This window comes from Halobacillus sp. GSS1, assembly GCF_017307035.1.
GTDB classification, from domain to species: Bacteria; Bacillota; Bacilli; order Bacillales; family Halobacillaceae; genus Halobacillus; species Halobacillus litoralis.
The window spans coordinates 20,457-33,376 of record NZ_JAFLHE010000008.1 but is presented as its reverse complement, the minus strand read 5'-3'; the positions used below and the strand labels follow the sequence as shown (position 1 = coordinate 33,376).

General features: G+C 41.3%; 12 protein-coding genes. 2 read left to right on the top strand and 10 right to left on the bottom strand.

What is annotated here, in order from left to right; all coding sequences use genetic code 11:
* Positions 1–32 precede the first annotated feature (32 nt).
* The 10 genes from J0K78_RS14350 to J0K78_RS14305 form a co-directional block, all read right to left on the bottom strand.
* Entirely contained in the window at positions 33–797 is a 765-nt protein-coding gene (locus J0K78_RS14350) for an STAS domain-containing protein (protein WP_206947670.1), read from the bottom strand.
* Positions 784–1,437: a cobalamin B12-binding domain-containing protein gene (locus tag J0K78_RS14345; RefSeq protein WP_370551141.1), complete on the bottom strand. Its 654-nt coding sequence runs from the start codon at positions 1,435–1,437 to the stop codon at positions 784–786. Before J0K78_RS14345 ends, J0K78_RS14350 begins: the two co-directional genes overlap by 14 nt.
* Positions 1,438–1,448: 11 nt before the next feature.
* Positions 1,449–1,817 carry a hypothetical protein gene (locus J0K78_RS14340; protein ID WP_206947668.1) on the bottom strand — a complete coding sequence of 123 codons (369 nt, stop codon included), beginning with the start codon at positions 1,815–1,817 and terminating at the stop codon, positions 1,449–1,451.
* Positions 1,814–2,119 carry an antibiotic biosynthesis monooxygenase family protein gene (locus tag J0K78_RS14335; protein ID WP_160911640.1) on the bottom strand — a complete coding sequence of 102 codons (306 nt, stop codon included), beginning with the start codon at positions 2,117–2,119 and terminating at the stop codon, positions 1,814–1,816. Before J0K78_RS14335 ends, J0K78_RS14340 begins: the two co-directional genes overlap by 4 nt.
* A gap of 205 nt (positions 2,120–2,324) precedes the next feature.
* The gene (locus J0K78_RS14330) at positions 2,325–3,131 is read right to left on the bottom strand and encodes a VLRF1 family aeRF1-type release factor (RefSeq protein WP_206947667.1); all 807 of its coding nucleotides are present in this window, start codon (positions 3,129–3,131) and stop codon (positions 2,325–2,327) included.
* Positions 3,132–3,218: 87 nt separating this feature from the next.
* The gene (locus J0K78_RS14325) at positions 3,219–4,439 is read right to left on the bottom strand and encodes a hypothetical protein (RefSeq protein WP_206947666.1); all 1,221 of its coding nucleotides are present in this window, start codon (positions 4,437–4,439) and stop codon (positions 3,219–3,221) included.
* Positions 4,426–5,649, bottom strand: a complete 1,224-nt coding sequence (locus tag J0K78_RS20320) for a DUF58 domain-containing protein (RefSeq protein ID WP_206947665.1) — start codon at positions 5,647–5,649, stop codon at positions 4,426–4,428. Before J0K78_RS20320 ends, J0K78_RS14325 begins: the two co-directional genes overlap by 14 nt.
* Positions 5,646–6,593 carry an AAA family ATPase gene (locus J0K78_RS14315; protein WP_206947664.1) on the bottom strand — a complete coding sequence of 316 codons (948 nt, stop codon included), beginning with the start codon at positions 6,591–6,593 and terminating at the stop codon, positions 5,646–5,648. The genes J0K78_RS20320 and J0K78_RS14315 overlap by 4 nt, the downstream gene beginning before the upstream one ends.
* Before the next feature lie 203 nt (positions 6,594–6,796).
* Positions 6,797–7,702, bottom strand: a complete 906-nt coding sequence (locus J0K78_RS14310; RefSeq protein WP_206947663.1) for a glycine betaine ABC transporter substrate-binding protein — start codon at positions 7,700–7,702, stop codon at positions 6,797–6,799.
* A gap of 187 nt (positions 7,703–7,889) precedes the next feature.
* Positions 7,890–8,066 (bottom strand): YfhD family protein, encoded by a 177-nt coding sequence (locus tag J0K78_RS14305; RefSeq protein ID WP_160911631.1) that lies wholly within the window; start codon positions 8,064–8,066, stop codon positions 7,890–7,892.
* A gap of 386 nt (positions 8,067–8,452) precedes the next feature.
* Between J0K78_RS14305 and J0K78_RS14300 the strand changes: the two genes are divergently transcribed.
* The gene (locus tag J0K78_RS14300; RefSeq protein WP_206947662.1) at positions 8,453–11,002 is read left to right on the top strand and encodes a glycoside hydrolase family 31 protein; all 2,550 of its coding nucleotides are present in this window, start codon (positions 8,453–8,455) and stop codon (positions 11,000–11,002) included.
* A 154-nt stretch (positions 11,003–11,156) separates the two neighbouring features.
* Positions 11,157–12,902: a glycoside hydrolase family 66 protein gene (locus J0K78_RS14295; protein WP_206947661.1), complete on the top strand. Its 1,746-nt coding sequence runs from the start codon at positions 11,157–11,159 to the stop codon at positions 12,900–12,902.
* The last annotated feature ends 18 nt before the right edge of the window (positions 12,903–12,920 follow it).

Below are 12,920 nucleotides of genomic sequence, written 5' to 3'. Positions count from 1 at the left end.
AACCCGCTTCCTATATATAGGAGCGGGTAATTCTAATCATTGCAATATTTTTTTAAAGCTTGATGAAGAGAATTCATAAACGTAATTTCTGATGAAAAATGAATCAACTGGATACGTTTCACCTGCTCCGGGCGAACCCCGGTGATAATGACTTCAGAACCCATATAACATAAAGAAGTCATTAAATTCTTCAATAATTGAGCTCCATCGCCGTCGATTTGGCCTACTGCCGTAAAATCAAAAAGAATTCTCTCGATATCCCCGTGTTGGGTAGCTTGCAGCAATGGCTCTTCTACTGTGTACATTTTATCCGCTGTAATATGACCAAAAAGCGGAATTAATGCGGTTTCTTCCGTTAAGCGGATAAACGGAGCGGAAAGTCGGTTTCCGTGCTCGATCGCATCTTCCAATTTCTCCTTTTCTTCAAGCAGCTGAAAGTTAGTATCATTCAACCGGGACCGCAATTGATCCATGGTTTTAGTCACTTTTGATAGCTGTTCATCTTTTGGAATGATCAACACTTCTGCATACAAATCATTTTTCCACTTCACATGCATATCGCATGTGATTGGATTCTGCCCTTCACCTGAAGGCTTAGTTGCGATTTCTATTGAGAGTTTATGAACATCAGGGGTGACCCATTTTTTAATCTTAGACAGGCTCCCTTCATCCATAACATCTAAAAGGTTGTCCACTTCGCCGAACATCTCAACAGCTTCATCCGATATGGATTCAACTCTAAAATTTTTATTGATAATGACGTGTGGCAAAGGAAAGCTGCGTTCAACTCGTTTCATTGATCGTTTCTTCCCTTCCTTCATTGAACCAACGTTTCAGATGATCCAGATCCTTAACCACCATCACTTGTTCAGATTCAAATTCTTTCAAGTCGTATTTTTTTACTATTCTGCCGCCAATCATAATCAGCGGATTCCATTCTAATTGAGAAAAACGTTCCAACAACCTCTTGATTGTTTTTAAGCGATAAGGCAATGCCGCTGATATCCCGATGACATCAGGCCGGTACTTTTCTATTTGAGTGAAAGAGTGGTCCAAAGGGAGGTCCGGCCCCAAATAACGCACTCTCCACCCATGGTCTTTAAACGTATCTGCCACCATTTTCAAACCTATATAATGCTGTTCTTCTTCTACACCGAATAACATAGCTTTGAAGTTCTTTTGGTGTCTTCTACTTACAGGACCACTTTCCGAGTCAATTTTCGAGAGCACAAAGTCGCAAATGGCTGTAGCCAGGTGTTCGTCCGCAACGGATATTTCATTTCTCTCCCACAGTTCTCCAACATAATACATGGCGGGAGTAATGATATCTTCATACAAATAAGCCCTCGGATGCTTTTCTAATAAAGTTTTTATATAATCTTCTGCCCCATGTTCATCTCCTTGAAGGAAATAATGAGCTAAAGTTTCGTGTTGCACGTCCAAAGTATTCACCTCTTTGAAAGTGTATGCAAATGTTGTAAAGCCTCGTCCAAATATTTGATATAACACTGTTTTTCGTCCTCGTCCACAACCTCCATGTTTTTAAGAAGGCGCACGAGGCGTTCATAATTATCAATAATCAGCGAAGTAGGTACTTCCCTTGATGTAAGCACCGTATTCAGCCATTTCGTGTAATCAATAAAAAAATCGACACTATCCATCTCATAGGCCGCTTGTAAATGATCTAAATGATGGAAGTTATCTTCTTCTGTTCGATCTCGTCCGTTCTGACCGAATTTTTCCCAAAGGTATGGGTAAGCCTCATAAATTTCATCTGCTACTAATTGAACTAAGCGACTCTGCTCAGACTTATTCACGTGGCGACCACCTCATATTTAGATACCTTCGGCACGATCCCTTGAAGTTCCTGATCGGGATATTGCTTCTCTAATTCATGGATTTTCTTGAACTGCTCACTGCGAGCCCATTTGAGATAAGCTTCTTTAGATTCCCATTCCAAGTGCACCGTCAGTTCACCGGGTTTCCTGTCGTTCTGCAGCAGTTGAAAGGAAATAAAACCATCCGCCTGGTCTACAAGACGGGATCGTTTTCTATATATATCAATTAAATCATCTGCTTTATGATCTGGTACCTTCACCATAGAATCTACGACGAACATGTGTCATTCCCCAATCTGATTTATTTTCATTAAATAATATTTTATCATACCTATTTCTTATATGTATAATGTTAAGATTCTCCTTGGATATGAAGAGAGAAAAGGGGTAAGTACACCATAGGAGACCCTGTCTCATAAGAAAGCTCTAAGCAGTGAATCCGGAGACAAAAAAAGGTGCCGGTCTGAAACCAGCACCTTTTTCATGCTATTGTACAACTTCTTCAAGAACATGCATCTCTTCATGGTCTAGAAGGTTTTTGTTAATCATTTCTTCTGCTTCTTTATTCATATGGTCCTGCAGGTCTTTCAGCTCCTCTTTATCACCTACAAGATAGAAGCGCTCCCAGCCGTAATCTTTAGCTAGTTTATCAATCTTAGGAGCTACACTCTTGTACCAACGATAACGGTTGGCTTCGAAACGCTCTTGGAATTGATCTCTCTTGGAAGTTTTGGCACCACCAGATCCCATGGAAGGCTGAGCACGGTGTGGACCTTGGTGCTGTCTCCAATCTTCCGTATCCAGATCAAGTTCAAACAATTGTGTATCATTCAACGACCCAAGTTGTGCATCAATCAATTTGATTTGGTTTTTCTGGGTTAGAACGATTCCTGTTTTAGGGAACTTGTTCTGCATCTCTTTCAGTTGATCCAGGACAGGGGTTTCTTCCCAGTAGAATTCTGTTTTTACAGGCATTTGGAAACGTTCAGCAAACCATACCGTTTCATCACCGGTAGCGAATAAAACAACACTTTTAGCAAAGTTTTGTTCATTTTCTTCTATGAATTGCTCAACTTTTTCTTTTACTGCCCAATAGTTTCTCTTTTCGTCTGAATCTCCATCTTCCTGAAGATAGGATTCAAAATTATTCAATCCGTTTTTCAAATGGATCTTCCATTCTCCCCCTTGTTGATCAGGGTCGGAAGGGTCGGTGTTTAGATACATCGTAAATACTTTTTGTGGTTTTTCTAAATGTACTGCCTCTAGTTTCTTTATTTCTTTATTTAAGTCCATAAAACAGCGACTCCTTTCAAGAATTGTAAATCGAATCTATACTGTATGTTTCCTGAAAAAGAAGTGCTTAAACTCATTTCCTTTTGGTCATTGCTTTTTCTCAATGATTTTTTGTCTTAGTTCTTTCAACTCAAGCTCAAATTGCTCTTTTTCATCGGCCGTTAACGTTTGACCGCCATACCGCACTTTTTGATAAAGAACCGTAGACTCTATCGCAAGTCCAATTCTATGAAACCAGTCCTCCAGGGATTCGTTTGAATATCTGCCATATCCATTCCGTTCAGCAAAATGTTCAAATATGCGAAACTGCTTTCTTACCCATCCTTCTGTCCGGGATCTATGAAAAGGAAAGGAAGAGAATGTTTTCTTTTTATCTCCTTCCTTATGCGCATAATACTGATAGTTGAGAGCATCAGAGCTCGTTTCCATATCCATAGCCGCCCTTTTTCGTAAGAAGAAAAAGATGACAATGGCTATAAGAAGGGCAACGACAATCAGGACAATGGATCCTGTTTCAATAGCACCAGCTACTTTTTGAATCGTTTCTTGGTTGCTATCATTCATTCGCTGAAGGTCTTCCTGCCTTTCTTGAGAAGAAGTCTCGATTTCCGGCAGAGAACCTTCCTCCCTAGGCTCTATCTTGGAAACATCAAGACCTATTTTGGCAAGGAGTGTCAAAATCCCGTTGACCCCTACAAGAAAGGTGTACGAGATTCCATTCCAAAGCACTCCCATCCATGATCTTAGAAAGGGAAAAAGAAGCAGTACAACGGAGGTACATGAAATTAATGAGAGGAAGAGGACAAAGAGACTTTTTCCCGCTCCTTTTCTCTCCCTTTTGTCTACGTTGTAATAGTGGGAAAAAGCATATCCTACCCACGTGACAACATATAAGGTAATTAACGCGTAGACAAGGTCCCAGGACCGGAAGAAAAAAATCATAATAAAAGTAAGAATCGACGTGTACAAAATTAATGAGAGTTCATGATTCAAATCAGGATCAGTTTCGTGACGGTAATACCTCCAAGCTAGAAATGATCCGACAATGAAACCTAGTAATAAACTTGCTCCCCAAAAATAAGCAATGGCTACAATTGCAGTTATACTAATCAGATAAGGGGAAAAGCCTGCCGACCACTTTCTAATAAGAAAAAACAGAACGATGCTAACGATCACATAGATGCAATAAAGAATATAGGAGAGAGATACAGGCGTCCACTGAATCAAAGGAAAAAGTAGCACGAAGAAAAGCATGGCTTCCCCAAAAGTCTGATATACAAAAATGATATTCTTTTTACCTTCTACCATATTCAAGCCCCCTTCCTTGTAGTGCAGGGCGTAAATAGGCCGACGATCCATTCATCTGTACTTGAAGTACTACGGTGCCTTTAGATTTCCAGTCTTTTAACTGATCTATGGCTCCATCGGGTATTTCTCCCACTATGAGAACAACTTTACTACTTAAGCCACGCGGCCCGAACCAATGGAACAATTGGTCCATGGGCAGAAGCCGTTGTTCTTTATCAATCCGTGCCAACATTTCCAGGGATTGACGTAAATGAACGTTACCCTCCCCTTTTTCTTGATAAAAATAAGGTTGCCTTTGAGGTTTGCGCATGTTAATGAACATTTCATAGGGGTAACCTCGTTCTGTAGCTGTATAGCACAAATAGCACGCGTAGGATAATAATGACTCAAGGCGGGTAGACAAGTGTTCATTGCCTAGTCTCGTTTGTTCCACTACGTTGACGATGATCGTCCAACTCGCATCCACCTGACGCTCCAACACTTTCGTCTTCAAAGTTTGTGATTTCGCACTCGCTTTCCAGTGAATTTTATGAAAGGCATCTCCTTGTTCATAATCACGTGTTCCAACAGGGGTAAGAACATCTTCATAGGGAGAAAAATTTGCGCGTTGTTCCCCGATAGAAGGATGAATATATTCGTTGACACCGTGGACAACTTCCGGTGTTGGATAAACGATAAACTCGGTGCGATGCGTTTTTTTATACCACATTTTGATAGGAGTGAAATTCAGTAAGTGGGGAAATCGGAACGATATATTCCTTGCCTTAGTGACCCCGCGTATTTCCGCTCTCACTGGAATATGAATGATGGACTCTCCACCACTCATTAAGGAAAAGGGTAATTTATAAGAATAGGAATGATTCAATTCATTCACCCTACCCCCTCTACTACTCACCATTTTTCCTGTTTCAAAGGACAACGTTCCATTTAACATAGGAATCTTTGAATAATTGTTCACATGGATCTCCCACTCTGCCTCATCTCCCGGAAACAAACGAACGGAATGTTTAACGTTTTGCAGCTCAAAATTCGAGCCACTGTAACGATCGAAGATCTTACTACTTAGTATAAATATAATGAGAAGCCCTGTAGGGAAATAAAAAATCGGCTGATTGATGATGAATCCGACCAATCCGGTGAGGATTACCGCTGCCCAAACACCATCATAAAACCTTCTTCCCAACCCTAGTCGCTTTTCCCAATCAATCACTGGACCGAACCTTCTTCTACGGGAACAGGGACCTCCTGGATCACTTCCCGAATCACCTGGCTTTTAGTTTTCCGGATAGCCCCCTCCATGGAGAGAACAACACGGTGTTCTAATACATAAGGGGCCAGGAATTTCACATCTTCGGGGCGGACAAATTTATTCCCTAACAGTAACGCACGGGCCTGACTCGCTCGCATGAATGCTAGAGCTCCCCTCGTACTGACCCCTAAATCGATATTCTCACTTTCACGTGTCAAACGTACGAGATCCAAAAGGTAATTCAGAGTATCTTCAGCAATAGAGATATCTTTTGCTTGTTCACGGAGTTGTAAAATTTCTCCTAAGGTGATCTGCGGCGTGAGTGTTTCAAACGGTTCATCTTTTTGATAGGTTCTTAATATGTTTTTTTCTTCTTGCTGCGCCGGGTATCCCATGTCAATTTTGAACAAGAATCGATCCAATTGGGCCTCTGGAAGAGGAAAAGTCCCATGGTTTCCTTCCACAGGGTTTTGAGTGGCAATGACAAAAAGTGGTGGAGCAATTTTCAACGTCTCTCCATCCACCGTCGTTTGCTTTTCCTCCATGACCTCAAGCAAACTGGACTGAGTCTTCGGAGTCGCTCGGTTAATCTCATCTGCGAGTAGAACATTCGTCATTACCGGACCTTCACGCAGTTCGAATTCTTGTGTTTTAGGATTGAAAAATTGGATGCCTGTGACATCACTTGGGAGGACATCCGGCGTGAATTGGATCCTTGAAAATCGCCCCTCCATCACTTTAGCGAAACTTTTAGCTAACTTCGTTTTCCCAGATCCAGGCACACTTTCGAGAAGTGCGTGTCCATCTGCAATAATAGAGACAAACAGTAGTTCCACAACCTGATCTTTACCGAGGATCACCCTGCCAATCGTTTCCTTCGCTTTTCTTATTTTCTCTATACTCATTATGTAAAGGGCTCCTTTGTACTAAAACTTCAGTTACCCATTATACCAAATTGTGTTAGATAATTCTTTCAATTCAGATGATTCCCTTTTCCTATGTCTTTTCCAACTCGAGGTTTGTGTTGTGAGACTGATTCATGAGTCGCTGGTCAAGCTGGGAAGCTACAAAAAGCCCCCGCTCTTAGAGGAACGGGGGCTTTGGTGTATTATTCTTTTGTCCATTCATCGATTACGTCCTGGTGCTCATCAATCCACTTCTGCGCACCTTCCTGGGCATCGCCTGCTTCATTGATGCTGGCCATGAGACTGCCCAGTTCATCATCATTCAACATAAAGTTATCAAACCACTTGACCACTTGAGGCTGATCCTCTTCCAACCCTTTACGGGCAGCATAAGAGATATTTTCGGAATCTCCATAAACGTTTTTAGGATCTTCCAGGAACTTCAGGTCCATTTCAGAGAATACCCAATGTGGCTTCCACAGGGTCGCAACAATCGGTTCTTCACTCTCGAGGGAACTCTTCAACTCTGTGATCATCGTCGGCTCTGAAGAAGCTGCCAGCGTATAATCCAAATCATATTCGTTAATCGCATCCTCTGTTAAAGACATAATACTTGCGCCTGCATCAATTCCTACAATTTGTTTGTCAGGAAATGCATCGGAACCTTTCAAATCTTCAATGGAATTAATATCTTCCATATAACTAGGTACAGCCAGGCCTAATTTTGTACCTTCATACCATGTTTCGCGCCAGTCGATATCTTCTTTATATTTTTCGTAAAACGCCTTGTCTGTGTTCGGAAGCCAGATTTCCATACCAATATCCAAATCCCCACTGGATAAAGCTTCATATAGGAAACCTTTTTCTACTTGCTCCAGCTCTACAGTGTAACCTTTCTCTTCAAGTACAAGTTTCCACATATTCGAAACGGCAACGTTCTCCGCCCAATTGTTCATACCAATTCTTACTGTTCCTTTTTCTTCAGATGTTTCAGCATTTTCTCCTTCATCACCATTTGATGCATCTTCCCCGGATTCGCCGCCACAAGCAGTTAATGTCAAGAGAATTCCAAGTAATACGGCTGGTAACCATTTACGCCATTGTTTCATAAACAAATGACCTCCTCTAAGTATTTATTCATCCACTATGTGATTCCTGTTTTAAGCACAACTCAGAATTATACCATGAAGTAATTTAAGTTCAAACAATTTAAACTGTACAAAATGTATTTATGCATGAATATTCCACACCAGGTCATCCAAATTATGGATGACCTGGTGTGGCTGTTTTTACCAATTATTGTTTTTTGTGAGCGCGGCGGTCTGCAGCTTCTGCTCTTTCTTGAGCAATTTTATCTTCACGATCCGCTAATTCTTCAGAGAACTCTACATCAATGTTCTTCTGATTTTTAGGAGTTTGAGGTAACTTACGCTTTTGTTTCCCTTTGTTCTTACGGTGTTCGTCTCTACCCATGTAATTCCCCTCCTTTTTAATTGGAACAATGATAGTATTTTTCGAATCGCTAAAAATATTCTCAAGATAAAACCATAGCATCCGGTATTCGGGTCAAAAAATATCTTTATGGGGGTCACCACACTTTTTACACAAAAAGAACCCAAAGTCCCCACATTTGTTAAGGAATCGTAAATCATGAACCATTGGTTGGAATCTCACTTTTTTTGGAAACTCTTACAAAATCTCTTTCAACCGCTTCCAATGCCTCTAAAAGAAGGCCTATGGTTCTTACGGCCCATGGGAACGATACCAGTTTCCTGTATTGCCAGTTTTTCACTCTCGGTATACAGTTGATTTGCGCAACCGGTTGACGCGAATATATTCATACGAGGTGAATAACGAAAATGAACAAACCATCCAGAAAAATTTCCCGCCTAGTTGCTACAACGGCTCTTGCCGCTACGGTATTGGCAGCACAAGCACCCAACGTACTAGCGGTAACACAACCCCACCCTGATCAAGAGCTGAGCCAGGAAGCTGTAAAAAAACAACTTCAAATAGAAGGTGTGGAACAGCTTGAAAATGGAGTGAAGCTCGATTTATCCTCTGATCAAACTGCTTTTATCCGCCTATTTTCCGAGGATATGGCGAAAGTTTCGATATTAAAAGAAGGCGAAGAAGAGTACTTCTCTGAAGCCATCAGTAAAAAAGAATGGGACACTCCTTCCTTTGATGTCACGGATGAAAAAGGAGAAATTACTCTCACCACTGATGAAATTACAATTAAAATAAAAAAAGAACCTTTTGGAGTCAAATTCCTTGATAAAGAAGGCAACGTAATCAACGAAGATTACATGCAGAACGGTTCTGGTTATGACGGAGAAAAGCCTTATGTTTATAAGAAGACGACAGAAGATGAAGCTTTTTATGGATTTGGCGAACAATCCGGACTGGAAGTGAACCAGCGTGGTGAGAGCATTGGAATGTTCAATACGGACGCTTATGCATATGAAACAGACACAAAATACTTATACACTTCCATTCCTTTCTTCATCGGTTTGAAAGATGAAAAAGCATACGGAATGTTCTTCGATAACACGAACCGCTCTTATTTCGAAATGGCCAGTGAAAGTGACGATTATTATTACTTCTACGCTGATGACGGTACATTAAACTACTACTTCATGTACGGTCCTGAGATTGAAGATGTCCTCGATCGATACACAGAATTGACCGGTAAAATGGACAAACCGGCCAAGTGGACACTTGGTCTGCACCAGTCCAAGTGGGAATATTCTGCTGAAGATATCGAGCGTGTAGCTGAAACGTATCGTGAAAAAGAGATTCCTGTGGACACGATGCATTTCGATATCGACTATATGGATGAATACCGTGTCTTCACTTGGTCTGATAAGTTCGGTGACGAAGCGCTTCACCAAAAACTAGACGATATGAACTTCAAAAAAATCACAATCAACGATCCTGCCGTCAAAAAAGATCCTGGTTACTTCATGTACGATGAAGGTACAGCCAACAACTACTGGGCAAAGAACCCTGATGGAACAAACTTTGTAGGAGAAGTTTGGCCTGGAGACTCTATGTTCCCTGACTTCTCTAAAGAAGAAGTGCGTGACTGGTGGGCAAGCAAGCACGACATCCTCTTTGATAAAGGAATCGACGGGGTATGGAACGATATGAACGAACCAGCTGTCTTCGATGGCCCTTATCACACAATGCCTTTGGATGTAACATTTGGTGAAGGAGAAAACCAAAGAACGCACGAAGAATATCATAACCTATATGGACATGATGAAGCAGAAGCGACATACAATGCTTTCGAGATGTACAAGCCGAACGAGCGTCCATTCGTATTGACACGTGATATGTACGCAGGTTCTCAACGTTATGCTGCTCTTTGGACAGGGGACAATGTAAGTGAATGGGATCACTTAGCCATGTCTCTACCTATGAATATGAACGTCGGACTTTCTGGTGTTCCATTTGTAGGAAACGACATCGGTGGGTTCGCTGGTCGTCCAGACGCCGAAATGTTTGCACGCTGGATGGAAGTAGGAGCATTCCTGCCATTCTCACGTGTCCACTATGATAGTGATAAGAAAGCAGACGGAAAGAAACAAGCTCAAGAACCTTGGGCTTTCGGGCAAGAAGTGGAAGACATCAGTAGAAAATACATCGAAATGCGCTATCAACTCATGCCTTACTTATACAACGCATTCATCGACGCGGCTGAAAATGGAACCCCTGTCCAGCAACCGCTTGTCTACCAATTCCAAGAAGATGAGAACACCTATGACGTAAGTGATCAATTCATGTTTGGTAAAGAGATGATGCTTGCACCTGTTGTTAAGCAGGGGCAAACGGAACGTGACGTGTACTTACCTGAAGGAGAAAAATGGGTGGACTATTGGACAGGTAAAGAGTTTGACGGAGGTCAGACCATCACAACAGAAGCAAAACTGGATCACCTTCCGATTTACGTCAAAAAGGATTCCATGATCCCTACACGTGAAGTTCAGCAATATACCGGTGAAAAACCACTAGAAAACCTTGTTCTAGACACGTACTTGGATGAGAAAGCCACTTATTCTTTCTATGAAGATGATGGAGCAACCTTAGACTACAAAGATGGCGAGTACAATGTGACGGACCTGGAAATAAAACGTAAAGGGAAGCACATTGAATTTAAGAAAAAAGAAAAAGCTACAGGCTATGATACGGACTTAGAATCTTATACACTTAAGCTTAATGGTGAAGAAGCACCTGCACGTGTACGTGCTGCTAAAGCGAAGTACCAGGAGGTCAACTCTGTAGAGGAAGTAAAAGCGACTCAAGAATCCTTCTTCTATGACAATGAAGAACAAGCTCTTTATGTGAATGTACCAGCCGATGAAAAGCATAAAGTGAAGATTTTCTTCAATGGTAAAAAGAAGTAAGCAGTCAAGCTTTACTAGAATAAAATGGGCATCTAAGCCTATTCTTATCATTAGATGATGACACATGCTAAAGCAATATCTTTCGAACCTATCTAATAAATCAACATGGCTAGCAGATGGTCTGCTAGCCATTTGTTATAAGGCTGATCTATTTATGAGAACAAAATTACTGATGACACTATTATTCCTAATGGTCGTTCTCCTCTTTGTCTTTCAATCGTTTGATTCCAGAGATGAAAGCACGGAAATTGAACACCTTACAAAAGACAAAGCGAAGTATCAACCAGGTGACGATGTACACTTCAAAGCTCAATTAAACCATGACTCTTCCACTGCTTTTATTGTGAATTATTACTACAAAGGAGCAAAGATTGATCAAATGAAGGTCACACCTGATGATTCGGTTATGGAGTGGAAATGGAAACCTCCTGAAACGGACCATCAAGGCTATCTAGTCGAAGTCCACTCAAGTTTTAAAGACAAAGAAAGAAAAACGATAGCCGTGGACGTCTCTTCTTCCTGGACGGCTTTTCCTAGATATGGGTTCCTATCTGATTTTTCGAATATCGAAGATGATCAACAGCAAGAAGTGATGAATACCTTAGCTCGTTTTCATATCAATGCCATTCAATTCTACGATTGGCACGATGAGCATCACCAACCATTGAAATTAGAAAATGGAAAACCTTTGGATAGCTGGGCCAACATAGCCAACGAGCCCGTACTATTTGAAACAGTAAAACAGTATATTGATTTAGCTCATCAAAATGGCATGAAGGCGATGGGATACAATCTTTTATATGGAACTCTATCAGGAGCGGAGCACGATGGTGTTCATCCGGAGTGGTATGTGTATAAAGACAAAAACGCAACAGAAGTAGATCACCACGAGCTTCCCGAAAGTTGGAAGAGCGACATCTTCTTAACCGACCCAGGAAATCCAGAATGGCAGGACTATATTTTCGAAAAACAACAGATCGTGTATGATGCTCTTTCTTTTGATGGATGGCATATCGATCAATTAGGGGACCGTGGGGATGTTTTCAAAAATTCAGGAGACCCTCTGTTCATGAAAGAAAGTTATCAATATTTCCTGGAAGCTGTGAGAGAGAGGTTTCCCGATTATGCATTCATTATGAATGCGGTCAATCAATACGGCCAGGAGGAGATTTCCAATGCCGGAGCTCCATTTTTGTACACAGAAGTATGGGACCCCATCACAACCTACGAGCAATTAAAAAACATCCTCATTGAGAACGAACAAAATTGGAATAAAAACACTGTATTGGCTGCATACATGAACTATGACCTTGCCGATCAAGAAGGCGTGTTTAACCTTCCGGGCATCCTGCTCACAGATGCATTAATATTCGCTCATGGTGGTGCCCATATAGAACTTGGGGAACATATGCTGTCCAAAGAGTATTTTCCAAACAACCATTTGAAGATGACGAAAAAATTAAAAGAGCATCTCGTTCATTACTATGATTTCATGGTCGGGTATCAAAACCTTTTACGAGGAGATGAGCTTTCTCCCGCGAATCCAGAGATTTCTTCACATAAAGTAAACATCTCCCTTCAACCCAAAAAAGGATCGGTCTATGCATTCAGCAAGAAAACAACAGACAAAAAAGTTGTTCACCTTCTTAACTTTACCGAAGTCGAGCATATGAAGTGGCGCGATTCGAATGGTACACAAAAGAAACCTGCAGAAAAAAAAGATCTCTCTATTCAAGTAGATGAATCGCGACAAGTGGAGAAAGTCTGGATGGCTTCCCCTGATTGGAAAACAGGAGTCCCCGTGCCTGTTGCATTTAATCAGACCGAGAGCAGACTCTCCTTCACCGTTCCTCAGTTGGAATACTGGAACATGATTGTCATGGAATACAAAGGAGAATAAACAAAAATCCCACCGTGT